At 60.7% G+C, this 22,276-nt stretch carries 31 protein-coding genes; all 31 read right to left on the bottom strand.

Translation table 11 applies throughout. The annotated features are described in order from the left end of the window. Positions 1–12: 12 nt before the first annotated feature. Positions 13–1,032, bottom strand: coding sequence for a DNA-directed RNA polymerase subunit alpha (locus C7435_RS05595; protein ID WP_011643709.1), 1,020 nt, complete (start codon positions 1,030–1,032; stop codon positions 13–15). A 74-nt stretch (positions 1,033–1,106) separates the two neighbouring features. Beyond that, positions 1,107–1,496, bottom strand: coding sequence for a 30S ribosomal protein S11 (gene rpsK, locus C7435_RS05600; protein WP_075190857.1), 390 nt, complete (start codon positions 1,494–1,496; stop codon positions 1,107–1,109). A gap of 11 nt (positions 1,497–1,507) precedes the next feature. Then, the gene (gene rpsM / locus C7435_RS05605) at positions 1,508–1,876 is read right to left on the bottom strand and encodes a 30S ribosomal protein S13 (RefSeq protein WP_075190858.1); all 369 of its coding nucleotides are present in this window, start codon (positions 1,874–1,876) and stop codon (positions 1,508–1,510) included. Positions 1,877–2,020: 144 nt separating this feature from the next. Further along, entirely contained in the window at positions 2,021–2,587 is a 567-nt protein-coding gene (locus C7435_RS05610) for an adenylate kinase (RefSeq protein ID WP_075190859.1), read from the bottom strand. Next, a complete protein-coding gene (secY, locus tag C7435_RS05615; protein WP_075190860.1) occupies positions 2,584–3,924 on the bottom strand; it encodes a preprotein translocase subunit SecY in 1,341 nt (446 codons plus the stop codon). Before secY ends, C7435_RS05610 begins: the two co-directional genes overlap by 4 nt. Positions 3,925–3,957: 33 nt before the next feature. Beyond that, positions 3,958–4,437, bottom strand: coding sequence for a 50S ribosomal protein L15 (gene rplO / locus C7435_RS05620; protein WP_075190901.1), 480 nt, complete (start codon positions 4,435–4,437; stop codon positions 3,958–3,960). A gap of 39 nt (positions 4,438–4,476) precedes the next feature. Beyond that, positions 4,477–4,662 (bottom strand): 50S ribosomal protein L30, encoded by a 186-nt coding sequence (rpmD, locus tag C7435_RS05625; RefSeq protein WP_011643715.1) that lies wholly within the window; start codon positions 4,660–4,662, stop codon positions 4,477–4,479. A 12-nt stretch (positions 4,663–4,674) separates the two neighbouring features. Further along, entirely contained in the window at positions 4,675–5,298 is a 624-nt protein-coding gene (gene rpsE / locus C7435_RS05630) for a 30S ribosomal protein S5 (protein ID WP_075190861.1), read from the bottom strand. A gap of 12 nt (positions 5,299–5,310) precedes the next feature. Then, on the bottom strand, positions 5,311–5,673 hold the full coding sequence (rplR, locus tag C7435_RS05635; RefSeq protein ID WP_075190862.1) for a 50S ribosomal protein L18: 363 nt from the start codon (positions 5,671–5,673) through the stop codon (positions 5,311–5,313). 8 nt (positions 5,674–5,681) lie between these two features. Then, a complete protein-coding gene (rplF, locus tag C7435_RS05640) occupies positions 5,682–6,215 on the bottom strand; it encodes a 50S ribosomal protein L6 (RefSeq protein ID WP_075190863.1) in 534 nt (177 codons plus the stop codon). Between the two features lie 12 nt (positions 6,216–6,227). Continuing rightward, complete coding sequence (rpsH, locus tag C7435_RS05645; RefSeq protein ID WP_075190864.1) at positions 6,228–6,626, bottom strand: 30S ribosomal protein S8; 399 nt, start codon at positions 6,624–6,626, stop codon at positions 6,228–6,230. 16 nt (positions 6,627–6,642) lie between these two features. Beyond that, the gene (gene rpsN, locus C7435_RS05650; protein ID WP_075190865.1) at positions 6,643–6,948 is read right to left on the bottom strand and encodes a 30S ribosomal protein S14; all 306 of its coding nucleotides are present in this window, start codon (positions 6,946–6,948) and stop codon (positions 6,643–6,645) included. 49 nt (positions 6,949–6,997) lie between these two features. After that, entirely contained in the window at positions 6,998–7,558 is a 561-nt protein-coding gene (gene rplE, locus C7435_RS05655; protein WP_075190866.1) for a 50S ribosomal protein L5, read from the bottom strand. Further along, positions 7,551–7,865, bottom strand: coding sequence for a 50S ribosomal protein L24 (gene rplX, locus C7435_RS05660; RefSeq protein WP_075190867.1), 315 nt, complete (start codon positions 7,863–7,865; stop codon positions 7,551–7,553). The genes rplE and rplX overlap by 8 nt, the downstream gene beginning before the upstream one ends. Beyond that, a complete protein-coding gene (gene rplN, locus C7435_RS05665; protein ID WP_075190868.1) occupies positions 7,865–8,233 on the bottom strand; it encodes a 50S ribosomal protein L14 in 369 nt (122 codons plus the stop codon). Before rplN ends, rplX begins: the two co-directional genes overlap by 1 nt. 41 nt (positions 8,234–8,274) lie before the next feature. Next, on the bottom strand, positions 8,275–8,511 hold the full coding sequence (gene rpsQ / locus C7435_RS05670; RefSeq protein ID WP_047162728.1) for a 30S ribosomal protein S17: 237 nt from the start codon (positions 8,509–8,511) through the stop codon (positions 8,275–8,277). Between the two features lie 2 nt (positions 8,512–8,513). After that, positions 8,514–8,720 carry a 50S ribosomal protein L29 gene (rpmC, locus tag C7435_RS05675; RefSeq protein ID WP_075190869.1) on the bottom strand — a complete coding sequence of 69 codons (207 nt, stop codon included), beginning with the start codon at positions 8,718–8,720 and terminating at the stop codon, positions 8,514–8,516. Between the two features lie 13 nt (positions 8,721–8,733). Next, positions 8,734–9,147 carry a 50S ribosomal protein L16 gene (gene rplP, locus C7435_RS05680; RefSeq protein ID WP_011643726.1) on the bottom strand — a complete coding sequence of 138 codons (414 nt, stop codon included), beginning with the start codon at positions 9,145–9,147 and terminating at the stop codon, positions 8,734–8,736. An 11-nt stretch (positions 9,148–9,158) separates the two neighbouring features. Continuing rightward, entirely contained in the window at positions 9,159–9,863 is a 705-nt protein-coding gene (rpsC, locus tag C7435_RS05685; protein WP_075190870.1) for a 30S ribosomal protein S3, read from the bottom strand. After that, positions 9,863–10,243 (bottom strand): 50S ribosomal protein L22, encoded by a 381-nt coding sequence (rplV, locus tag C7435_RS05690; protein WP_075190871.1) that lies wholly within the window; start codon positions 10,241–10,243, stop codon positions 9,863–9,865. Before rplV ends, rpsC begins: the two co-directional genes overlap by 1 nt. 3 nt (positions 10,244–10,246) lie before the next feature. Next, on the bottom strand, positions 10,247–10,525 hold the full coding sequence (gene rpsS / locus C7435_RS05695; RefSeq protein WP_011643729.1) for a 30S ribosomal protein S19: 279 nt from the start codon (positions 10,523–10,525) through the stop codon (positions 10,247–10,249). 10 nt (positions 10,526–10,535) lie between these two features. Continuing rightward, positions 10,536–11,372, bottom strand: a complete 837-nt coding sequence (gene rplB / locus C7435_RS05700; RefSeq protein ID WP_121210353.1) for a 50S ribosomal protein L2 — start codon at positions 11,370–11,372, stop codon at positions 10,536–10,538. A gap of 1 nt (position 11,373) precedes the next feature. Beyond that, positions 11,374–11,670 (bottom strand): 50S ribosomal protein L23, encoded by a 297-nt coding sequence (locus C7435_RS05705; RefSeq protein WP_075190874.1) that lies wholly within the window; start codon positions 11,668–11,670, stop codon positions 11,374–11,376. Between the two features lies 1 nt (position 11,671). Next, positions 11,672–12,307: a 50S ribosomal protein L4 gene (gene rplD / locus C7435_RS05710; RefSeq protein WP_075190875.1), complete on the bottom strand. Its 636-nt coding sequence runs from the start codon at positions 12,305–12,307 to the stop codon at positions 11,672–11,674. Continuing rightward, the gene (gene rplC / locus C7435_RS05715) at positions 12,304–13,110 is read right to left on the bottom strand and encodes a 50S ribosomal protein L3 (RefSeq protein ID WP_075190876.1); all 807 of its coding nucleotides are present in this window, start codon (positions 13,108–13,110) and stop codon (positions 12,304–12,306) included. The genes rplD and rplC overlap by 4 nt, the downstream gene beginning before the upstream one ends. A 4-nt stretch (positions 13,111–13,114) precedes the next feature. Next, entirely contained in the window at positions 13,115–13,429 is a 315-nt protein-coding gene (rpsJ, locus tag C7435_RS05720; protein ID WP_011643734.1) for a 30S ribosomal protein S10, read from the bottom strand. Positions 13,430–13,510: 81 nt separating this feature from the next. Then, positions 13,511–14,701, bottom strand: coding sequence for an elongation factor Tu (tuf, locus tag C7435_RS05725; protein WP_121210354.1), 1,191 nt, complete (start codon positions 14,699–14,701; stop codon positions 13,511–13,513). Between the two features lie 53 nt (positions 14,702–14,754). Next, positions 14,755–16,830 (bottom strand): elongation factor G, encoded by a 2,076-nt coding sequence (gene fusA / locus C7435_RS05730; RefSeq protein WP_075189485.1) that lies wholly within the window; start codon positions 16,828–16,830, stop codon positions 14,755–14,757. Positions 16,831–16,869: 39 nt separating this feature from the next. Continuing rightward, positions 16,870–17,340: a 30S ribosomal protein S7 gene (rpsG, locus tag C7435_RS05735; protein WP_011643737.1), complete on the bottom strand. Its 471-nt coding sequence runs from the start codon at positions 17,338–17,340 to the stop codon at positions 16,870–16,872. 11 nt (positions 17,341–17,351) lie between these two features. Further along, entirely contained in the window at positions 17,352–17,723 is a 372-nt protein-coding gene (gene rpsL / locus C7435_RS05740) for a 30S ribosomal protein S12 (protein ID WP_011643738.1), read from the bottom strand. A gap of 328 nt (positions 17,724–18,051) precedes the next feature. Continuing rightward, positions 18,052–22,269 carry a DNA-directed RNA polymerase subunit beta' gene (gene rpoC / locus C7435_RS05745; RefSeq protein WP_121210355.1) on the bottom strand — a complete coding sequence of 1,406 codons (4,218 nt, stop codon included), beginning with the start codon at positions 22,267–22,269 and terminating at the stop codon, positions 18,052–18,054. Positions 22,270–22,276 lie beyond the last annotated feature (7 nt).

The following is a 22,276-nucleotide window of genomic DNA, read 5'->3' on the forward strand; positions in this document are numbered from 1 at the left end:
CTCGGCGGCTGCCTAGACGTGATCCTCAAAACGTTTGGCAAGATCTTCGATGTTCTCCGGCGGCCAGTTCGGCGCTTCCATGCCAAGATGCAGACCCATCTGGGCGAGAACTTCCTTGATCTCGTTAAGCGACTTGCGCCCGAAGTTCGGCGTGCGGAGCATTTCCGCCTCGGACTTCTGGATCAGGTCACCGATGTAGACGATGTTGTCGTTCTTCAGGCAGTTCGCCGAACGCACCGACAGTTCCAGCTCGTCGACCTTGCGCAGAAGCGCCGGGTTGAAGTCGAGCTCGGGCTTGTCATCCTCGGCCGGACGCGCCTCGACAGCTTCTTCGAAGTTGATGAAGATCTGGAACTGGTCCTGGAGGATGCGCGCGGCGAAGGCCACGGAATCTTCCGGGGTGACGGTTCCGTCCGTCTCAACTTCAAGCGTCAGCTTGTCATAGTCCAGAACCTGCCCCTCACGGGTGTTCTCGACCTTGTACGACACACGCTTGACCGGGCTGTAGAGCGCATCAACGCCGATCAGGCCGATCGGGGCATCTTCCGGGCGGTTACGCTCGGACGGGACATAGCCCTTGCCGGTGTTGATGGTGAACTCCATGCGGATTTCCGCACCTTCGTCCAGCGTACACAGAGCCAGGTCCTTGTTGACGATCTCGACATCGGCCGTTTCCTCGATATCACCAGCGGTGACGATACCGGGGCCGGACTTCTTGAGAACGACACGCTTGGGACCTTCGCCATGCATGCGCAGGGCGATCTGCTTGATGTTCAGCACGATGTCGGTGACGTCTTCACGAACGCCGTCGATCGACGAAAACTCGTGGACGACGCCGTCAATGTGGACATTCGTCACTGCTGCACCCTGAAGCGAGGACAGCAGGACACGACGCAGCGCATTGCCCAGCGTCATGCCGAAGCCACGCTCCAGCGGCTCGGCGACAATCTTGGCTTGGCGCGCGGGATCATGTCCCGGCTCGATTTCCGGCTTCATCGGGCGGATGAGTTCTTGCCAGTTCTTCTCGATCACGTTCTTACTGCCCCTTCATCAGCCGTACGGGTTGGACCGCCGGCGCGTTCAACAGGCGAAATGCGAGCCGCGTACTAGACGCGACGGCGCTTCGGCGGACGGCAACCGTTGTGCGGAATCGGCGTAACGTCCTGGATGGTGGTGATGGTGAAACCCACCGACTGCAACGCACGCAGCGCGCTTTCGCGCCCCGAACCCGGACCGGAGACCTTCACTTCGATGGTCTTCATTCCGTGCTCAATCGCCTTCTTGCCGGCGTCTTCAGCAGCCATCTGGGCGGCATAAGGGGTCGACTTGCGCGAGCCCTTGAAGCCCATGTGACCGGCGGAAGACCAGGAAATCGCATTTCCCTGGGCGTCCGTGATGGTCACCATGGTGTTGTTGAAGCTGGCACTCACGTGAGCGACGCCCGACGTGATGTTCTTCCGTTCGCGCCGCTTAACGCGGCCAGTATCTTTAGCCATCGGTCAGGGCCCTACTTTTTCTTGCCGGCAATCGGCTTGGCGGGACCTTTGCGCGTACGCGCATTGGTGTGAGTGCGTTGGCCACGAACCGGCAGGCCACGACGGTGGCGCAAGCCACGGTAGTTACCCAGGTCCATGAGACGCTTGATGTTCACAGCCACCTCACGGCGCAGATCCCCTTCCACTTGGTGATCACGATCGATCACTTCGCGGATTTGCAGGACTTCTGCATCCGTCAGTTCACTGACGCGGCGCTCGGGCGTGATGGAAACCTGCTCGCAGATCTCCTTCGCCTTGGCCGGGCCAATGCCGTGGATGTAGCGAAGCGCGATCTCTACGCGCTTATTCGTCGGAATATTGACGCCGGCAATACGGGCCACTTTCCATCTCCCAAATTCTGAACGCCATTCACGGACGGCCCAAGGGGCAACCTTTCGGTCGCCGCTTCAGCTCGCCCGTTTCGCGAAGGGCGCTATCTACAGTCAGCGTTGCCACCCCGTCAATGGGGTTGCAACAGGTGTGTGTCACTTCTCTTCGAGAGCCGCAGCAATTCCTGCTGCAACCTCGTCCATGGATCCCATGCCGGGAACTTCCCGAATCTTGCCCGCTTGGGCGTAAAACGGGATCAGCGGCGCGGTCTGATCCTGGTAGGCTTTCAGTCGTACTTTGAACGCATCGATATTGTCATCGGCACGTCCTTCTTCCGCCGCACGCTTTTCCATGCGTGCGACCAATTCAGTGTCGTCCACCAGAAGGCGGACAACCGCATCAACCTTGGCGCCACGCTTTGCCAACGCGGCATCGAGAGCCTCTGCCTGGGCCACCGTGCGGGGGAAACCATCGAAGATCGCACCGCCGGCGGCTTCCGCTTCCGGCAGTCTTTCCTCGATCAGCTCGATCACGATCTCGTCGGACACCAGATTGCCGGCATCCATGATCGCGGCCACCCGCTGACCCAATTCTGTCCCGGCCGCCTTCGCTTCGCGCAACATGTCTCCGGTGGAGAGCTGCACCCAGCCGCGCTCTGTCACCAGCCGCTTGGATTGGGTGCCCTTGCCGCAGCCCGGCGGGCCGAACAGGATTATGTTCATCGTTTACGTCCCCGCAGCTTCGACTTCTTGATCAGCCCCTCATACTGGTGTGCCAGCAGGTGGGATTGAATCTGGGAAACCGTGTCCAGCGTCACCGAAACGACGATGAGCAGGGATGTGCCACCCAGCGCCGTCTGCGGATTCATCAGCATCGGCACCATGCAGACCAGGACCAGGTAAAGGGCCCCGATCAGGGTCAGGCGGGACAGGACGTAGTCGATATATTCCGCGGTCCGCTTGCCGGGACGAATGCCTGGCAGGAAACCACCATACTTCCGCAGATTCTCGGCGGTATCTTCCGGGTTGAAGACAACCGAGGTGTAGAAGAAGCAGAAAAAGATGATCATGGCGGCGTAGAGCACCATGAAGAGCGGTGCGCCCGGCCCGAGATAGGCCACGACGGTCTGCAGCCATCCGGCACCGGACTGGGCCTGGAAGCTGGCTGCGGTCGCCGGCAGCAACAGCAGCGAAGAGGCGAAGATCGGCGGAATGACGCCGGCCGTATTCAGCTTGAGCGGCAGGAAGGAGGTGTCGCCACCCACCATCCGGTTGCCTTGCTGGCGCTTGGGATACTGGACCAGGAGACGGCGCTGGGAGCGTTCCATGAACACCACCAGCAGCAGGCCGGCCAGGATCAGCACGGTGCCGACCACCAGGACGGTACCGTCACCGGTCGAAGAGGCCTGCGACAACGCGCCGCCAATCACGCCCGGCACCGCCGAGATGATGCCGGCGAAGATGATCAGCGAGACCCCGTTGCCGACCCCGCGTGCAGTGATCTGCTCACCCAGCCACAACAGCAGCATGGTGGCGCCCACCAGCGTGATCACGGTCGAGGCAATGAAGAAGGGCCCCGGATTGAGCGCCAGCGCAATACCGTCACTGTTCGGCGTATTCATGCCGATGGCGATCGCAAAGGCCTGGCCGGTCGCCAGGAAAACCGTGAGATAGCGGGTGTACTGGTTTATCTGCTGACGGCCCTGCTCGCCCCCTTCCTTCTTCAGCTTTTCAAGGCTGGGAATGGTGGCGGCCATCAGCTGCATGATGATCGAGGCCGAGATGTACGGCATCACATTGAGCACGAAGATCGCCATGCGTTCGACGGCACCGCCGCCGAGCATGTTGAACATGCCCAGAATTCCCTGGCCTTGGCCGCCCAGGGAATCGAACACGCGTGCGTACTGGTCCGGATCAATCCCCGGAATCGGCACGAAAGTACCAATACGGTAGACGATCAGGATCCCGATCGTGAACAAGATGCGTTGCTGCAGCTCCTTCGCTTTCGCGAAGGAGCTGAAGTTCATGTTCGCAGCAAGCTGTTCGGCAGCTGAAGCCATGAAGACGTCCTTAAAAGGTCGGCGTGAAGTCGCTTATTCCGCGGCGTCGTCGGCCACGGCGGTGAGGGTCACCTTGCCACCGGCCTTCTCGACAGCGGCAATCGCGGTCTTGGAGGCACCGGCAATGGTGATCTCTACTTTGGACTTGAGCTCGCCCTTCGCAAGGAGGCGAATGCCATCCAGGGCGCGGCGGACGAGGCCCGCTGCGATCAGGACGTCGGCATCGATCGGCTTTTTCGCGTCGATCTTGCCTTCGGCAATTGCCTTCTCGATACGGCCGAGATTCACTTCTGCCCATGCCTTGCGGTTCGGCTTGTTGAAGCCCCGCTTCGGCAGACGCATGTGAAGCGGCATCTGACCGCCTTCAAAGCCCTTGATGGCCACACCCGAACGGGATTTCTGGCCTTTGACACCACGACCACCGGTCTTGCCCTTGCCGGAACCGATACCACGGCCGACGCGGGTACGGATCTTGGTCGCACCGTCATTGTCGCGCAATTCATTGAGACGCATGTCGTTCTCCATTCGATGGAGCGGTTTCCCTTGCGGGACCTACTCCTCGACGATTTCCACCATGTGGCTGACCTTGGCAATCATGCCGCGGACAGACGGTGTATCCTCAAGCTCGCGCTCGCGACCGATCTTGTTGAGACCGAGGCCGACAAGCGTGGCGCGCTGATCTTTCGGGCGGCGGATGGCGCTACCCGTCTGGCGCACGCGGATGGTCTTTTTGGCCATTGTATCCGGTCCTTACGCTTCGATCGCTTCCGGTGAGGACGCGCCGTCATCACGGCGGTTCACCAGATCACCGACCTTGAGACCACGCTTTGCAGCAACCGAGCGCGGGCTCGACTGCGACTTCAGCGCGTCCATGGTGGCGCGGATCATGTTGTACGGGTTGGACGTGCCAACCGACTTGGCAACCACGTCCTGGACCCCGAGGGTTTCCAGCACGGCGCGCATCGGACCGCCGGCGATGACGCCGGTACCCGGAGGCGCCGCCCGCAGCACGACCTTGCCGGCGCCGTGACGGCCTTTGCCGTCATGGTGCAGGGTGCGGCCTTCGCGCAGCGGAACGCGAACCATGTTCTTCTTGGCTTCGTCGGTCGCCTTGCGGATGGCTTCCGGCACTTCGCGTGCCTTACCCTGTCCGAAGCCGACGCGGCCCTTGGTGTCACCGACGACGACGAGGGCTGCGAACTGGAAGTTCCGGCCACCCTTCACCGTCTTGGCGACGCGGTTGATGTGGACGAGCTTGTCGACAAGTTCGTCATCACGTTCCTGGTCGCGGTCCCGGCCACGGCCGCGGCCGCGGCCACGGTCGCCGCGGTCGCCGCGGTCATTCCCGCGCTGTTGCTCGTTCTGATGAGCCATACGTCCGCTCCCTTAGAAGTTCAGGCCGCCCTCGCGGGCCGCCTCTGCGAGCGCTTTGACACGCCCGTGAAAGATGTAACCGCCACGGTCGAAGACGACGTCCTTGACGCCTTCCTTGACAGCGCGCTCGGCGATCAGCTTGCCGACGATCTCGGCAGCCTTCGTGTCGCAGCCCTTGCCATGCTCTTTTTGAGCGGCGTCCTCGAGAGAGGAGGCAGAAGCAACCGTCTTGCCCGACACATCGTCGATGATCTGGGCATAGATGTTCTTCGAAGACCGGTGGACCGACAGCCGCGGACGGCCGTTGGCGAACTTGCGCAGACGGATCCGGGTGCGCTGGGCGCGACGGACCGATTTTTCGCGTTGAGTTTTCATCGCTCGCCCTACTTCTTCTTGCCTTCTTTGCGGCGGATGTACTCGCCGACATATTTGATGCCCTTGCCCTTGTAAGGCTCCGGCGGACGGAAGCGGCGGATCTCGGCGGCCACCTGGCCAACACGCTGCTTGTCAGCGCCCGTGATCTTCACCTCGGTCGGCTTGCCGACAGCGATGGTGATGCCGTCCGGCGCGTCATAGACAACGTCATGGGACAGGCCGAGCGACAGCTTCAGGGACGAACCCTGCATCTGGGCGCGGTAACCAACGCCGACCAGCTCGAGATTTTTCTCGTAGCCTGCCGTGACCCCCTGAACCAGGTTGGCGACCAGGGCACGTTGCATGCCCCACATCGCACGGGCTTTCTTGGTCTCGTCGCGCGGCTTGATGACAATGCCATCTTCGCCCTGCTCGACATTCACTTCATCCACAAAGGTCATGGACAATTCGCCCTTGGGACCCTTGACGGTCAGCGCCGTCTCCGAAAGCGTCGCCGTGACGCCGCCGGGAATGGCTACCGGGAGTTTACCGATACGTGACATTGGTTCGCTCCCTTAGCTGACGTGACAGAGAATCTCGCCGCCCACATTGGACTCGCGAGCAGTCGAATCCGACATCACGCCCTTGGGCGTGGACAGGATTGCAATGCCGAGGCCGTTCTGGACGAGCGGAAGGTCTTTGACGCCGGAATAGACGCGGCGGCCCGGCTTGGAGATACGTTTGATCTCCGAAATGACCGAGTCACCTTCGAAATACTTCAGTTCGATCTCGAACTCTTTCATGCCGGAAGCGTGTTCCACTTCCGCGTAATCGCGGATGTAGCCTTCCGACTTGAGAACGTCGAGCACGCGGCGGCGCAGGGCCGAGGCCGGCGTGTTGACGGTCCGCTTGTTGCGCATCAGCGCATTGCGGATACGGGTCAGCATATCGCCGAGAGGATCGTTCACAGACATCTCTTCGTCTCCTCTCTTACCAGCTCGACTTGACCATGCCGGGGATCAGACCCTGGCTGGCATAGTCACGCATCGCGATACGCGACATGCGGAGCTTGCGATAGAATGCACGCGGCCGACCGGTGATCTCACACCGGTTCCGGATGCGGGTAACCGCCGAATTGCGCGGCAATTCAGCCAGTTTCAGCTGAGCAGCAAAACGCTCCTCAACCGGCAATTCCTGATTGCGAGCGATCGCCTTGAGCTGTTCACGCTTGGCCGCATAACGCTTGGCCAGACGCGCACGCTTCAAGTTGCGCTCGATTGCGGAAGTTTTCGCCATTTAAGTCCTCCTGCGCGCAAAGCCCGAACGGCTTTGCTCTCCTGCTGCGTTAGTTCGTAAAGGGGAAATCGAACTCGGCCAGCAGGGCCTTCGCTTCCTCATCATTGGCTGCGGTGGTGCAGACAACGATATCCATACCCCGGATTTTCTCGACCTTGTCGTAGTCGATTTCCGGGAACACGATATGTTCTTTCAGACCCATCGCGTAATTGCCGCGACCGTCGAAGCTCTTACCATTGAGCCCACGAAAGTCACGCACGCGCGGCAGGGCGATCGTGATCAGGCGGTCCAGGAATTCGTACATACGATCCTGGCGCAGGGTCACTTTCGCGCCGATCACCTGCTCCTCGCGGAGCTTGAAGCCCGCGATGGATTTCTTGGCAACCGTCTTGACCGGCTTCTGGCCGGAAATGGCTTCGAGATCTTCCAGGGCACCCTTGATCTTCTTGGAGTCCTGGGAGGCCTCACCGACGCCCATATTGATCACGATCTTGTCGAGACGCGGGATCATCAGGTCGTTGGCATAGCCAAATTTTTCCTTCATCGCCGCACGAATGGTTTCATTGTACTTCGTGCGGAGACGCGGTGTGTATGTGGCGGTATCAGACATCGATAACCTCGCCCGAGCTCTTGGCGATGCGGACTTTCTTGCCGTCTTCAATCTTGAAGCCGACACGGGTCGCTTCGCCGGTTTTCGGATCAGCCAGCGCCACGTTCGAGACGTGGATCGAGGCTTCCTTTTCCTTGATGCCGCCCTGGTCGGTCTGGGTCGCACGCGTGTGGCGCTTGACCACATTCACGCCGGCCACGATGACACGGTCCTCGGTCGGCAGAACCTTGGTGACTTCGCCGGTCTTGCCCTTGTCACGGCCGGCGAGAATGACGACTTTGTCGCCCTTCTTGATCTTGGCAGCCATTACAGCACCTCCGGCGCCAGCGACACGATCTTCATGTGGTTCTTGGCGCGAAGTTCGCGTGGAACCGGTCCGAAAATACGCGTGCCGAGCGGCTCGTTGTTATTGTTGATGATCACAGCCGCGTTGCCATCAAAGCGAATGACGGAACCGTCCTTGCGCTTGATGTCCTTGGCCACGCGAACGACGACGGCCTTGCGGACGTCACCCTTCTTCACGCGACCACGCGGAATGGCTTCCTTGACGGACACCACAATGATGTCGCCGACGTGGGCATAGCGACGCTTGGCTCCGCCAAGCACCTTGATGCACTGAACACGACGGGCGCCAGAATTGTCTGCCACGTCCAGATTGGATTGCATCTGGATCATTGAAGATCCTCCTTAGGACAGGTGGGGTCCTTCCGCGGGGCTTACGCCTCGACGGTGACCACCTCCCACCGCTTCAATTTCGACTTGGGTGCACATTCCTGAATCTGGACCTGGTCACCCACCTTGAACGCATTGGCTTCGTCATGCGCATGGTAGCGCTTGGTGCGACGGACCGTCTTGCGCAGCAGCGGGTGGAGGAAAGTCCGTTCCACACGCACCACGATGGTCTTGGCACCTTTGTCACTAACCACGACGCCTTGCAGGATACGCTTCGGCATCGCTAGCTCCCTTGCTCTTGCTGCGACTTGCGCTCGCCTTGAACGGTCCGGATACGCGCGACATCGCGGCGGATCTGGGCGTAGCGAGCGGTATTTTCCATCTGGCCGGAGGCCTGCTGGAACCGCAGATTGAATTGCTCTTGCTTCAGCTTGAGGAGCGCGTCCTTAAGCTGGTCTTCGGTCATGGCGCGAACGTCAACGGATTTCATCGTTGTGTTCTCCCTATTCGCCCAGCCGGGCGACGATTTTCGTCTTGACCGGCAGTTTCGCGGCGCCCAGTTCCAGGGCTTCGCGCGCAACATTTTCGGGAACACCGTCGATCTCGAACATGATGCGGCCGGGCTTGACCTTGCACGCCCAAAACTCGGGCGAGCCCTTACCTTTACCCATCCGGACTTCGGTCGGCTTCTTGGAAACCGGCACATCCGGGAAGATGCGGATCCACACGCGACCAGCACGCTTCATGTGGCGAGTGATCGCCCGACGCGTGGCTTCGATCTGGCGCGCGGTAACGCGTTCCGGCTGCAGCGCCTTGAGACCGTAGGAGCCGAAGTTCAGCGTGAAGCCACCCTTCGCTGCACCCTTGATACGGCCTTTGTGCGCCTTGCGGAATTTCGTGCGTTTCGGTTGCAGCATGGCTGAATTCCTTACGCGGCTTGGCGGCCCGAACGGGCGCGCTGTTCACCGGACTCCTGGAGACGGCGCTCCTGGGCGTTCGGATCGTGTTCCATGATCTCACCCTTGTAGATCCAGACCTTGATACCGATGATACCCATCGCGGTCTTGGCTTCGCAGGTGCCATAATCGATGTCGGCGCGCAGCGTATGAAGCGGGACAGAGCCCTCATTATACTGCTCGGTACGTGCGATTTCCGCACCACCAAGACGACCGCCGCAGACGATCTTGCAGCCCTTGGCGCCCATGCGCATCGCCGACTGCATCGAACGCTTCATCGCACGGCGGAAAGCCACGCGGCGCTCGAGCTGCTGGGCGATGGACTCGGCCACCAGGGTCGCGTCGATCTCCGGCTTGCGCACTTCCACGAGGTTCAGGAAAACCTCGCCGTCGACCATTTTCGACAACTCCTTGCGGAGCGTCTCGATGTCCGAACCCTTCTTGCCAATCACAACACCCGGACGCGCCGTGTGGACCGTGACGCGGCACTTCTTGTGCGGGCGTTCGATGACGATTTTGGACACGCTGGCATTCTTCAGACGCTCTTTGAGCATCTTCCGGATCTTGATGTCTTCATGCAGCAGCTTGGCGTATTCGCCAGCGCCGGCATACCAGCGGGATTCCCATGTACGGTTGACGCCAAGGCGCAGACCGATCGGATTGACTTTCTGACCCATCAGGCGGCCTCCTCGACTTCGCGCACCACGATGGTGAGCTCGGAAAACGGCTTCAGGATCTTTGCGCCGCGTCCGCGTGCACGGGCCCGAAACCGTTTCATGACCAGGTTCTTGCCGACGAAGGCTTCCGACACCACGAGGCTGTCGATATCCAGGCCGTGATTGTTCTCGGCATTGGCGATCGCAGACTCGAGGGCTTTCTTGACGTCCTTGGAAATGCGCTTGCGCGAAAATTCCAGGTCGGCCAAGGCGCGCTCCACCTTCTTGCCACGGATGAGCGCGGCAACGAGGTTCAGCTTTTGCGGGCTGATGCGGATCATCCGCAGCTTGGCGCGCGCTTCATTGTCAGCGACGCGACGGGGATTGGAAGACTGTCCCATCGCTTATCTCCGCTTGGCTTTTTTGTCCGCAGCGTGACCGTAATAGGTCCGCGACGGAGAGAATTCGCCGAGCTTGTGGCCGACCATGTCTTCGGTCACCAGCACAGGCACGAACTTGTTGCCGTTGTGAACCTGGAATGTCAGGCCCACGAATTGCGGCATGATGGTGGAACGGCGCGACCAGGTCTTGATCGCTTGCTTGCGTCCGCCCTCGTGCGACTTTTCCGCTTTTTTCAGCAGATAGCCGTCGACGAACGGACCTTTCCAGACAGAGCGAGGCATCGTCTGCTCCCTATCGCTTCTTGCGCTCGTGGCGCGAGCGGATGATGAACTTGTCGGTCGACTTGTTCTTGCGTGTCTTGGCACCCTTGGTCGGCTTGCCCCACGGGGTCACCGGATGGCGACCACCAGAGGTGCGGCCTTCACCACCACCATGCGGGTGGTCGACCGGGTTCATGACAACGCCGCGAACAGACGGGCGCTTGCCGAGATGGCGATTGCGACCGGCTTTGCCGAGGTTGATGTTGAGGTGGTCCGGGTTGGAAACCGCACCGACCGTCGCCATGCACTTGTCCGAGACCATGCGCAGTTCACCCGAAGCCAGACGGATCTGGGCGTAGCCGGCATCGCGGCCGACCAGCTGAACATAGGCACCGGCGGAACGGGCGATCTGACCACCCTTCTCCGGCTTCATCTCGACATTGTGAAGGATGGTGCCAACCGGCACCGCCTTCAGCGGCATGGCATTGCCCGGCTTCACGTCGGCCTTGGCGGCCGCGATCACCGTATCGCCTTCGGAAAGACGCTGCGGAGCCAGGATATAAGCCTTTTCCCCGTCCTCATACTTGATGAGGGCGATGAAGGCTGTCCGGTTCGGATCATATTCCAGACGCTCGACCGTCGCGGGAATGTCCCACTTGCGGCGCTTGAAATCGACCAGACGGTAGAGACGCTTCGCGCCACCACCCCGCCGGCGGGCCGTGATGCGACCCATATTGTTGCGGCCACCCTTTTTGGTGAGGCCTTCAACCAGTGTTTTCTCGGGGCGTCCCTTGTGCAGGGCGGAGCGATCCACCAGCACCAGGGCACGGCGGCCCGGAGAAGTCGGTTTGAATGTTTTCAAAGCCATCTTACAGACCCGTCGTCACGTCGATCGAGTGACCCTCTGCGAGAGTCACGACCGCTTTCTTCTGGTCATTGCGGCGTCCGGCGATACCCCGGAACCGCTTTGTCTTCCCGTGAACCTTGATGGTGTTCACAGCCGTCACCTTCACCTTGAAGAGCTCTTCGACCGCTTCCGCGATCTCCTTCTTGTTGGCAGAGAGCGGCACGAAAAAGACAACCTTGCTTTCTTCCGAAAGCAGGGTGGACTTCTCGGTGATCACCGGGCTCAGGATCGTGTCGTAATGGCGCGCAGCAGCCGACATCTTAAGCCTCCTTCGCGCTGAGGCGGGCGTGGATCTGTTCCACGGCAGCCTTCGTCAGCACCAGGGTGTCGCGACGCAGCACGTCATAAACATTCAGGCCCTGGGCGGGCAGAACATCGATGCACGGCAGGTTGCGAGCCGCCTTGGCGAAATTCTCGTTCACTTCCGTCCCGGAGATGACCAGGGCGTTGGAAATGCCCAGACCTTCAAACGACGTCCGAAGCGCCTTCGTCTGCGGTGCGTCGAGCGCGGCATCATCAATGATGATCAGCGATTTGGCACCGAGCTTGGCGGACAGCGCATGACGCAGACCCAGCGCACGGACCTTCTTGGGAAGCTCGTGAGCGTGGCTGCGGACGCGCGGACCGTGAGCCTTGCCGCCACCGACGAATTGCGGGGCAGACCGGGCACCGTGACGCGCCGTACCGCCGCCTTTTTGGCGACCGAAACGCTTCTTGGTGCGGTTGATTTCAGAGCGGCCGAGCGTTTTGTGCGTGCCCTGCTGGCGGGAGGCCAGCTGCCACTTCACAACGCGCTGCAGAAGGTCGGAGCGCACCTCTTCAATGCCGAAGACGGCATCGTCGAGATCGATCGCACCGGCGTCTTTCGCCGCGAGGGTTTTGACCTCGATCTTCATGCTTGCGTTCCTTCTTCACCGTCAGCCGCAGCTTCCGGGGCCGCGTTGTCGGCATCAGCCGGAGCAGCCTCGTTCTCAACCACTTCGGTCGGAGCCGGTGCATTCAGTTCGTCCAGCGTGCGGAACTTGCCCGGAACCGGGAGCTCGGCATCGCCGTGACCCTTGACTGCATCGCGCAGCTCGACCCAGCCGCCTGCCGAACCCGGAACAGCGCCCTTGACCAGGACAATGCCGCGATCGACGTCAACACGGACGACTTCGATATTCTGCGTGGTCACGCGGACAGCGCCCATGTGACCAGCCATTTTCTTGCCCTTGAAGACCTTGCCCGGATCCTGACACTGACCGGTCGAACCATGCGAACGGTGCGAGATTGACACACCGTGCGTGGCACGAAGGCCGCCAAAACCGTGGCGCTTCATGGCACCTGCAAAACCCTTACCGATCGAAATGCCGGCGACGTCCACTTTCTGGCCCGGAACGAAATGGTCCGCGGTCAGCTCGGAGCCGACTTCAATCAGCGCGTCTTCAGCGACGCGGAATTCGACCAGCTTGCGCTTGGGCGCAACCTTGGCCTTGGCGAAGTGACCGCGCATCGCCTTCGGCGTGCGCTTGGCCTTGGCTTCACCGGCACCCAGCTGGAGCGCGACATAGCCATCCCGGTCGGCGGTCTTGTGAGACACGACCTGGACATTGTCCATGTGCAGCACCGTGCAAGGCACGTGCGAGCCATCTTCGGCGAAAATGCGCGTCATGCCCAGCTTGCGGGCAATCACGCCTGTTCTGCGATCTTCCTGGCGCATAATCTTACGCTCCCAGCTTGATCTCGACGTCCACACCGGCCGACAGGTCGAGCTTCATCAGCGCGTCCACGGTTTGCGGAGTGGGGTCGACGATGTCGAGAAGGCGCTTGTGCGTCCGGATCTCGAACTGCTCGCGCGACTTCTTGTCGATGTGCGGCGAGCGCAACACCGTGAATTTCTCGATGCGCGTCGGCAGCGGAATCGGACCACGGACGTTGGCGCCCGTGCGCTTGGCTGTCGAAACGATCTCCCGGGTGGAATTATCCAGAACCCGGTGATCGAACGCCTTCAGGCGAATGCGGATGTTTTGACGTTCCATCAAACCGATCCCGTTTCTTAACTTTCAAAAAGAGCAAACCGGGGCGGATACCTGCGGCACCGCCCCGGTCGGATAAGTAGTCTACTCGATGATTTTCGAGACGACGCCGGCGCCGACGGTGCGGCCACCTTCACGGATGGCGAAGCGGAGCTTCTCTTCCATGGCGATCGGCACGATCAGCTCGACATTCATTTCGACATTGTCGCCCGGCATCACCATTTCCGTGCCTTCGTTCAGCGTCACGACGCCGGTGACGTCGGTCGTGCGGAAGTAGAATTGCGGACGGTAATTGGTGAAGAACGGCGTGTGACGGCCACCCTCTTCCTTGGTCAGGATATAGGCTTCTGCCACGAATTTGTGGTGCGGCGTGATGGAGCCCGGCTTGGCCAGAACCTGGCCACGCTCGACGCCTTCACGATCGACGCCGCGCAGCAGCACACCGACATTGTCGCCGGCCTGGCCCTGATCGAGCAGCTTGCGGAACATTTCAACGCCGGTACAGGTCGTCTTCGAGGTGTCACGAACACCGACGATTTCGATCTCTTCACCAACCTTGACGACACCGCGCTCGATACGGCCGGTCACAACCGTGCCGCGGCCCGAGATCGAGAACACGTCCTCGATCGGCATCAGGAAAGGCTGGTCGATCGGACGCTCAGGCGTCGGGATGTAGTCGTCGACAGCCGCCATCAGCTCAAGGATCTTGTCCTTGCCAATGTGGTCGTCACGGCCTTCAACAGCCGCCAGGGCCGAACCGGCCACGATCGGCAGGTCGTCGCCCGGGAACTCGTAGGAGGACAGAAGTTCGCGAACTTCCATTTCCACCAGCTCGAGCAGTTCTTCATCGTCGACCTGGTCGACCTTGTTGAGGAAGACCACCAGCGCCGGAACGCCAACCTGGCGCGCCAGCAGGATGTGTTCGCGCGTCTGCGGCATCGGGCCGTCAGCGGCGTTCACAACCAGGATCGCGCCGTCCATCTGCGCCGCACCCGTGATCATGTTCTTCACATAGTCAGCGTGGCCCGGGCAATCAACGTGGGCGTAGTGACGGTTGGCCGTCTCGTATTCAACGTGAGCCGTCGAGATGGTGATGCCGCGCGCTTTTTCTTCCGGCGCACTGTCAATCTCGTCATAACCCTTCGCCGTACCGCCGGATGCTTCCGCCAGTACCATCGTGATCGCAGCCGTCAGCGTCGTCTTGCCATGGTCAACGTGACCAATCGTGCCGATGTTCGCGTGCGGCTTGGTGCGCTCAAACTTTTCCTTCGCCATGATCTCGCTCCGAAATCCGTGTGTTCGTTGTTTTACTGTGACCAGAGGTCCGCTTAGGCGGACTTGGCGATGACTTCTTGTTCGACGGCCTTGGGAACCGCCTCATAGTGGTCGAAAAGCATCGTGAACTGCGCCCGGCCCTGGGTCGCAGACCGCAGGTTGTTGACGTAGCCAAACATGTTCGCCAGCGGCACCATCGCGTTCACGACGGTGGCGTTGCCGCGCATTTCCTGACCGGCAATCTGACCCCGGCGGGAGTTCAAATCGCCAATGACACCACCGGTATATTCGTCCGGCGTCACGACCTCGACCTTCATGATCGGCTCGAGAAGCTTCGGCGCGCAATGAGCCTTGGCTTCGCGGAAAGCGGCGCGAGCCGCGATCTCGAAGGCGAGAACGCTGGAGTCGACGTCGTGATAGGCGCCATCGACCAGCATGGCGTGGACGTCGATCACCGGGAAACCGGCAATCAGACCACCATCCATGACGGATTTGAGACCCTTCTCGACACCCGGGATGTATTCCTTCGGGACGTTGCCGCCGACGATCTTGGATTCGAACACAAAGCCCGAACCCGGCTCGCCGGGACCGAATTCGATCTTGACGCGGGCAAACTGGCCCGAACCGCCCGACTGCTTCTTGTGCGTGTAGTCGACGAGACCCTTCTGGCCCAGCGATTCACGATAAGCCACCTGCGGCGCACCGACATTCGCTTCGACCTTGAACTCGCGCTTCATGCGATCAACGAGAATGTCGAGGTGAAGCTCGCCCATGCCGGCAATGATGGTCTGGCCGGATTCTTCGTCGGTCTTCATGCGGAAGGACGGATCCTCGGCGGCCAGACGCTGCAGGGCAACGCCGAGCTTTTCCTGGTCGGCCTTCGACTTCGGCTCGATGGCCAGCTCGATCACCGGATCCGGGAATTCCATGCGCTCGAGGATGACCGGCTTCATCGGGTCACACAGCGTGTCGCCCGTGGTCGTATCCTTCAGACCTGCGATCGCGACGATATCGCCGGCGAAGCATTCCTTGATGTCTTCACGCGAATTGGAGTGCATCAACAGCATGCGGCCGATGCGCTCTTTCTTGTCCTTCACCGTGTTGAGCAGGGACACGCCCGTCTCAAGGTGACCGGAATACATGCGCGCAAAGGTCAGCGAACCGACGAACGGGTCGTTCATGATCTTGAAGGCCAGGAGCGAGGTCGGCTCGTCATCGCTGGCGCGACGCGTCACTTCTTCCTCGGTCTTGAAGTCGATACCCTTGATCGCCGGAACCTCGGTCGGGTTCGGCAGGAAATCGACCACGGCGTCGAGCAGCGGCTGGACACCCTTGTTCTTGAAGGCCGTGCCGCACAGGATCGGATTGAAAGCCAGCGAGATGCAGCCCTTGCGGATCAGCGACTTGAGAAGCTCCTCGGAAGGCTCTTCGCCTTCAAGGTACGCTTCCATCGCAGCTTCATCCTGCTCGACAGCCGTCTCGACCAGCGCCTCACGGTACTCGGCAGCCTTGTCAGCAAGCTCGGCACGAATGTCGCGAACTTCCCACTCGGCGCCCAGGCCCTCACCCTTCCAGACGAGCTCCTTCATGATAACCAGGTCGATCACGCCTTCGAACTCGGTTTCCGAGCCGATCGGCAGCTGAACGCACAGCGGCGTGGCGCCGAGGCGATCCTTGATCATCTGGACACAGTTGAAGAAGTCGGCGCCCAGCTTGTCCATCTTGTTGATGAACACCATGCGCGGAACCTTGTAACGGTCGGCCTGACGCCAGACCGTTTCGGTCTGCGGCTCGACACCGGCATTGGCGTCCAGGCAGCACACGGCACCATCAAGAACACGCAGCGAACGCTCGACTTCAATGGTGAAGTCAACGTGGCCGGGCGTGTCGATGATGTTCAGACGCTTGCCGTTCCAGAAACAGGTCGTCGCAGCCGAGGTGATCGTGATGCCACGCTCCTGCTCCTGCTCCATCCAGTCCATGGTGGCGGCACCATCGTGCACTTCACCAATTTTGTGGGACTTGCCGGTGTAATAGAGGATCCGCTCGGTCGTCGTCGTCTTGCCAGCATCAATGTGCGCCATGATGCCGAAATTGCGGTAGTCCTCGATTTTGTAGTCGCGGGCCATTTGTCAGGGTCCTTGGTACGGGTCTGTGCCTGTAAGGGGTTACCAGCGGTAGTGCGAGAAAGCGCGGTTGGCTTCCGCCATCCGGTGCGTGTCTTCGCGCTTCTTGACGGCGGTCCCGCGATTGGCGGAGGCATCCATCATTTCAGCAGCGAGACGCTCGCGCATCGTATTTTCATTACGGCCGCGAGCAGCACCCGTCAGCCAGCGAATGGCCAGGGCTTTCTTGCGCTCGGCGCGGACTTCAACCGGCACCTGATAGGTCGCACCACCAACACGGCGGGAGCGGACCTCGACCTCAGGGGCCACATTGTCCAGGGCATCGTGGAAGACGCGGATCGGCTCGCGCTTCAGCTTCTCTTCGACAATCTCGAGAGCGCCATAGACAATGCGCTCGGCGACGGATTTTTTGCCGTCGAGCATGATGTAGTTCATGAACTTGGTGAGATCGCGATCCCCGAACTTCGGGTCCGGAAAGATCTCGCGTTTCTCTGCGCGGTGACGACGCGACATGAACGTCTCCCTTACTTAGGACGCTTGGCGCCGTATTTCGAACGGCGTTGCTTGCGGTCCTTGACGCCCTGGGTATCCAGAACGCCGCGAAGAATGTGATAGCGGACACCCGGCAAATCCTTCACGCGACCACCGCGGATAAGGACAACTGAGTGTTCCTGCAAATTGTGCCCCTCACCCGGGATGTAGCTCACAACTTCGTGCCCGTTGGTCAGACGCACTTTGGCGACTTTCCGCAAGGCCGAGTTCGGCTTTTTCGGGGTCGTGGTATAGACGCGCGTGCAGACACCACGGCGCTGCGGGCAAGCCTGCAGGGCCGGCACCTTGTTGCGCTTCGGCTTGTCTTTTCGCGGCTTGCGAATGAGCTGGTTGATTGTTGGCATCCCGCTCTAATCCGTTCCTAATCTCAACAACCACGCCCCCCAGCATGTTGAAATGCTGATGGACGCAAAGAATGACCCCGACGTCCGAACACGAGGTTCGCACGGCGGCGTCTGGGGTTTTTCCGTTACCGTGGACGACGTCTAACCGCGTGGGTTACGGCCCGTCCTTCAAACGAGCGCGGAAACTACGCACGCGACTCGCATTCGTCAAGCGCTTGTTCAGAGGTTTTCTGAGGCGCCCGGGCCCGGCATCAGCCCATACAAAAAGGCCGCCGGTCACCCGGCGGCCTTTTCTCAGTTATTACAGGGATATCGCCCCTGAATATGCTTAGTTCGCACCGTCTTCAGCGGCCATTTCCTCAGCAGCTGCCTCGGCAATTTCGGTCGGAAGACCCTCTGCCTCAACGGCCGCTTCGCGCTCGGCGAGCATGTCCGCATCCAGATCATCAGCGATCGCCTGGTACTGACGCATGATCGAGCCGGTACCGGCGGGAATCAGGCGTCCGACGATGACGTTCTCCTTGAGACCCTCGAGCGTGTCTTCCTTGCCCTGGACGGCCGCCTCGGTGAGGACGCGGGTCGTTTCCTGGAAGGAGGCTGCCGAGATGAAGGAGCGCGTCTGCAGCGACGCCTTGGTGATGCCCAGCAGGACCGGGTCACCCGTCGCCATGCGCTTGCCTTCGGCCTCGAGACGCTCATTGGTCTCAATGAACTCGATCTTGTCGACCTGCTCGGCCGCCAGATAGGTGCTGTCGCCCGGATCCTTGACCTCGATCTTCTGCAGCATCTGACGAACGATCGTTTCGATGTGCTTGTCGTTGATCGGCACGCCCTGCAGTCGATAGACCTCCTGGATCTCGTCAATCAGGTAGTTGGCCAACGCCGGCACACCCAGGATCGCCAGGATGTCGTGCGGCGCCGGGTGACCGTCGAGCAGGTATTCGCCCTTCTGGATCACATCGCCTTCCTGACAGGTCAGGTGTTTGCCCTTGGGCACCAGGTATTCGACCTTCTCGGCGTCATCGCCCTCCGGAACAATCGCGATACGGCGCTTGTTCTTGTAGTCGCGGCCGAACTCGACCCGCCCCGTGATCTCCGCGATGACAGCGTGATCCTTGGGACGACGGGCTTCGAACAGTTCCGCAACACGCGGCAGACCACCGGTGATGTCCCGGGTCTTGGCGCCTTCGGTCGGGATACGGGCGACAATGTCACCCGGACGCACCATGTCGCCATCGGCGACCGAAAGGATGGCCCCCACGGCGAGCATGTAGCTGGCCGTGGAACCGGAAGAGAGCTTGATCGGCTCGCCGCTCTCGTCCTGCACGACGATGGTCGGTTGCAGGGCATTGGCCTTGGCGGAACCGCGCCAGTCGATGACCACCTTGGAGGCGATACCGGTGGCTTCGTCGGTCTCTTCCTTCACCGACACGCCTTCGGCGATGTCGACAAATTTCACCTTGCCGCCGACTTCCGACACGACCGGGGCCGTGTACGGGTCCCACTCGCCGAGGCGTTGGCCACGGGTGGTCTTGTCGCCTTCCTTGACCTTCAGCTTGGTGCCGTAGCCCAGCTTGTAGCTTTCGCGCTCCTTGCCCTCGGTATCCACGATCACGAGCTGCATATTGCGCGACAGCGCAATCAGGTCGCCATCGGAATTGGTCACCGTTGACGGGTTCTTGAAGGTCACATGACCTTCCGAACCGGCTTCGATGAAGGACTGTTCGGAGACCTGGGCCGTACCGCCGATGTGGAAGGTCCGCATCGTCAGCTGGGTACCCGGCTCACCGATCGACTGGGCGGCGATAACGCCGACAGCTTCACCGATATTGACGCGCGTGCCGCGGGCCAGGTCACGGCCGTAACAGGTGGCACAGACACCGACGCGGGTCTCACAGGTGAGCGGCGAACGAGCCCAGACGGACTGGACGCCGGCCATCTCGATCGCGAGCGCGAGATCTTCATCGATATAGGTGTCAGCCGGACAGATCACTTCGCCGGACGCCGGATCTTTGACTTCCTGGGCCAGGGTACGGCCGAGGATGCGCTGTTCCAGCGACACAACAACATCACCGCCATCAACAACCGCGGAAATCTCGAAGCACTCGGAGGTGCCGCAATCTTCCTCGGTGATGATGCAGTCCTGGGCGACGTCGACGAGACGGCGGGTCAGATAACCCGAGTTCGCCGTCTTCAGGGCCGTATCGGCCAAGCCCTTACGGGCACCGTGGGTGGAGTTGAAGTATTCAAGAACGGTCAGGCCTTCCTTGAAGTTCGAGATGATCGGCGTTTCGATGATCTCGCCGGACGGCTTGGCCATCAGGCCGCGCATGCCGGCCAGCTGTTTCATCTGGTTCTTCGAACCACGGGCGCCGGAGTGGGCCATCATGTAGACCGAGTTCACTTCCGAGGTGCGGCCATCTTCGCCGACCGTCGTCTTGGAAATCTCGTCCATCATGGCGTCAGCGACATTGTCCGTACACTTGGCCCAGGCATCGACGACCTTGTTGTACTTCTCGCCCTTGGTGATCAGACCGTCGACATATTGCTGCTCATAGTCCGACACCATGTCACGGGTCGCCCCGACCAGATCGGCCTTGGCGTCCGGGATCAGCATGTCGTCCTTGCCGAAGGAGATGCCGGCTTTGGCCGCTTCCTTGAAGCCGAGACCCATGATCTGGTCACAGAAGATCACCGTCGCCTTCTGACCACAGTGACGATAGACCTGATCAATCAGGGCACCGATAGCCTTCTTGGTCAGAAGCTCACCGATCAGCTCGGGCTGCATTTTCGGATGCTTGGGCAGGAGGTCGACAATCATCTTCCGGCCCGGCGTGGTCTCGATCACCTTGGTGATCGGATTGCCGTCGACATCAATGCCTTCCCAGCGCGCCTTGATCTTGGTGTGCAGGGTGATGACGTCCGACTCGAGAGCCGCTTCCAGCTCGGCGCGGCTGCCGAAGGCCATGCCCTCGCCCGGCTCGTTGTCCTTGATGATGGACAGGTAATACAGGCCCAGCACGATATCCTGCGACGGCACGATGATCGGCTTGCCATTGGCCGGCGACAGGATGTTGTTGGTCGACATCATCAGCGTGCGCGCTTCCAGCTGGGCTTCCAGCGAGAGCGGCACGTGAACAGCCATCTGGTCACCGTCAAAGTCGGCGTTGAAGGCCGCACAGACCAGCGGATGCAGCTGGATCGCCTTGCCTTCGATGAGCTTCGGCTCGAAGGCCTGGATGCCCAGACGGTGCAGCGTCGGCGCCCGGTTCAGCATGACCGGGTGCTCGCGGATGACCTCGTCGAGCACGTCCCAGACTTCCGGACGCTCTTTCTCGACCAACTTCTTGGACTGCTTGACCGTGCCGGACAGGCCCTTGGCGTCGAGACGCGCATAGATGAAGGGCTTGAACAGCTCGAGCGCCATCTTCTTGGGCAGGCCGCACTCGTGCAGTTTGAGATCCGGGCCGACCACGATGACCGAACGGCCGGAATAGTCGACGCGCTTGCCGAGCAGGTTCTGGCGGAAGCGGCCCTGCTTGCCCTTGAGCATGTCGGACAGCGATTTCAGCGGGCGCTTGTTGGCACCGGTGATGACGCGGCCGCGACGGCCATTGTCGAACAGGGCGTCGACGGATTCCTGCAGCATCCGCTTTTCGTTGCGGATGATGATGTCCGGCGCGCGCAGCTCGATGAGGCGCTTGAGGCGGTTGTTGCGGTTGATGACGCGGCGATAGAGATCGTTGAGGTCCGACGTCGCGAAACGGCCACCATCAAGCGGCACGAGCGGACGCAGTTCCGGCGGAATCACCGGAATGACCGTCATGATCATCCACTCCGGACGATTGCCCGAAGTGAGGAAGTTTTCCATCAGCTTGAGACGCTTGGCGTACTTCTTCAGCTTCAGCTCGGAACCGGTTTCCTTCATGTCCTCACGGACCTTGGCGCACTCGGCTTCCAGATCCATGTTGATGAGGATTTCGCGGACCGCTTCAGCGCCGATACCGGCCGTGAAGGCGTCTTCGCCATACTCGTCCTGCGCTTCCATATACTCTTCTTCAGAGAGCAGCTGGAAGGGCTGAAGCGGGGTCAGGCCCGGCTCGATGACGACGTAATTCTCGAAATAGAGAACCCGCTCGACATCCTTCAGCGCCATATCGAGGATCATGGCGATCCGCGACGGCAGGGATTTCAGGAACCAGATATGGGCGACCGGAGCGGCCAGCTCGATGTGACCCATGCGCTCGCGACGGACGCGCGCCAGGGTGACTTCAACGCCGCACTTCTCGCAGACGATGCCCTTGTACTTGATGCGCTTGTACTTGCCGCACAGGCACTCATAGTCCTTCACCGGGCCGAAGATGCGGGCACAGAACAGGCCGTCGCGCTCGGGCTTGAAAGTCCGGTAATTGATGGTCTCGGGTTTTTTCACTTCGCCGAAGGACCAGGAGTGGATTTTCTCCGGGCTGGCCAGGGCAATGCGGATCCGGTCGAAGGACGGGCCTTCGGCAGCCGGATTGAAGATGTTCATGACGTCGTGATTCATGTCGCCG

The organism is Maricaulis maris (assembly GCF_003634045.1).
Taxonomy (GTDB): domain Bacteria; phylum Pseudomonadota; class Alphaproteobacteria; order Caulobacterales; family Maricaulaceae; genus Maricaulis; species Maricaulis maris.

Excerpts from the sequence above, each read along its gene's own strand:
- C7435_RS05610 (WP_075190859.1), bottom strand. The coding sequence starts at position 2,587 with ATGAACATAATCCTGTTCGGCCCGCCGGGCTGCGGCAAGGGCACCCAA.
- rpsE (WP_075190861.1), bottom strand. The coding sequence starts at position 5,298 with ATGGCTCATCAGAACGAGCAACAGCGCGGGAATGACCGCGGCGACCGC.
- rplC (WP_075190876.1), bottom strand. The coding sequence starts at position 13,110 with ATGCGCCAGGAAGATCGCAGAACAGGCGTGATTGCCCGCAAGCTGGGC.
- secY (WP_075190860.1), bottom strand. The coding sequence starts at position 3,924 with ATGGCTTCAGCTGCCGAACAGCTTGCTGCGAACATGAACTTCAGCTCC.
- tuf (WP_121210354.1), bottom strand. The coding sequence starts at position 14,701 with ATGGCGAAGGAAAAGTTTGAGCGCACCAAGCCGCACGCGAACATCGGC.
- fusA (WP_075189485.1), bottom strand. The coding sequence starts at position 16,830 with ATGGCCCGCGACTACAAAATCGAGGACTACCGCAATTTCGGCATCATG.
- rpmC (WP_075190869.1), bottom strand. The coding sequence starts at position 8,720 with ATGAAATCCGTTGACGTTCGCGCCATGACCGAAGACCAGCTTAAGGAC.
- rplD (WP_075190875.1), bottom strand. The coding sequence starts at position 12,307 with ATGAAGATCGAGGTCAAAACCCTCGCGGCGAAAGACGCCGGTGCGATC.
- rpoC (WP_121210355.1), bottom strand. The coding sequence starts at position 22,269 with ATGAATCACGACGTCATGAACATCTTCAATCCGGCTGCCGAAGGCCCG.
- rpsS (WP_011643729.1), bottom strand. The coding sequence starts at position 10,525 with ATGCCTCGCTCTGTCTGGAAAGGTCCGTTCGTCGACGGCTATCTGCTG.
- rpsL (WP_011643738.1), bottom strand. The coding sequence starts at position 17,723 with ATGCCAACAATCAACCAGCTCATTCGCAAGCCGCGAAAAGACAAGCCG.
- C7435_RS05705 (WP_075190874.1), bottom strand. The coding sequence starts at position 11,670 with ATGTCGGCTGCTGCGCGCCATTACGACACGATCCTGAGCCCGGTGATC.
- rplR (WP_075190862.1), bottom strand. The coding sequence starts at position 5,673 with ATGAAAACTCAACGCGAAAAATCGGTCCGTCGCGCCCAGCGCACCCGG.
- rplF (WP_075190863.1), bottom strand. The coding sequence starts at position 6,215 with ATGTCACGTATCGGTAAACTCCCGGTAGCCATTCCCGGCGGCGTCACG.
- rpsH (WP_075190864.1), bottom strand. The coding sequence starts at position 6,626 with ATGTCTGTGAACGATCCTCTCGGCGATATGCTGACCCGTATCCGCAAT.
- rplN (WP_075190868.1), bottom strand. The coding sequence starts at position 8,233 with ATGATCCAGATGCAATCCAATCTGGACGTGGCAGACAATTCTGGCGCC.
- rpsG (WP_011643737.1), bottom strand. The coding sequence starts at position 17,340 with ATGTCGCGTCGTCACCGCGCAGAGAAACGCGAGATCTTTCCGGACCCG.
- rpsK (WP_075190857.1), bottom strand. The coding sequence starts at position 1,496 with ATGGCTAAAGATACTGGCCGCGTTAAGCGGCGCGAACGGAAGAACATC.
- rpmD (WP_011643715.1), bottom strand. The coding sequence starts at position 4,662 with ATGGCCAAAAAGACCATCCGCGTGCGCCAGACGGGTAGCGCCATCCGC.
- rplX (WP_075190867.1), bottom strand. The coding sequence starts at position 7,865 with ATGGCTGCCAAGATCAAGAAGGGCGACAAAGTCGTCATTCTCGCCGGC.
- rplE (WP_075190866.1), bottom strand. The coding sequence starts at position 7,558 with ATGTCTGATACCGCCACATACACACCGCGTCTCCGCACGAAGTACAAT.
- rplB (WP_121210353.1), bottom strand. The coding sequence starts at position 11,372 with ATGGCTTTGAAAACATTCAAACCGACTTCTCCGGGCCGCCGTGCCCTG.
- rpsN (WP_075190865.1), bottom strand. The coding sequence starts at position 6,948 with ATGGCGAAAACTTCCGCAATCGAGCGCAACTTGAAGCGTGCGCGTCTG.
- rpsQ (WP_047162728.1), bottom strand. The coding sequence starts at position 8,511 with ATGCCGAAGCGTATCCTGCAAGGCGTCGTGGTTAGTGACAAAGGTGCC.
- rplO (WP_075190901.1), bottom strand. The coding sequence starts at position 4,437 with ATGCGTCTCAATGAATTGCGCGACAATGACGGTGCGACCAAGATCCGT.
- rplP (WP_011643726.1), bottom strand. The coding sequence starts at position 9,147 with ATGCTGCAACCGAAACGCACGAAATTCCGCAAGGCGCACAAAGGCCGT.
- rpsJ (WP_011643734.1), bottom strand. The coding sequence starts at position 13,429 with ATGGAACGTCAAAACATCCGCATTCGCCTGAAGGCGTTCGATCACCGG.
- rpsC (WP_075190870.1), bottom strand. The coding sequence starts at position 9,863 with ATGGGTCAGAAAGTCAATCCGATCGGTCTGCGCCTTGGCGTCAACCGT.
- rplV (WP_075190871.1), bottom strand. The coding sequence starts at position 10,243 with ATGGGACAGTCTTCCAATCCCCGTCGCGTCGCTGACAATGAAGCGCGC.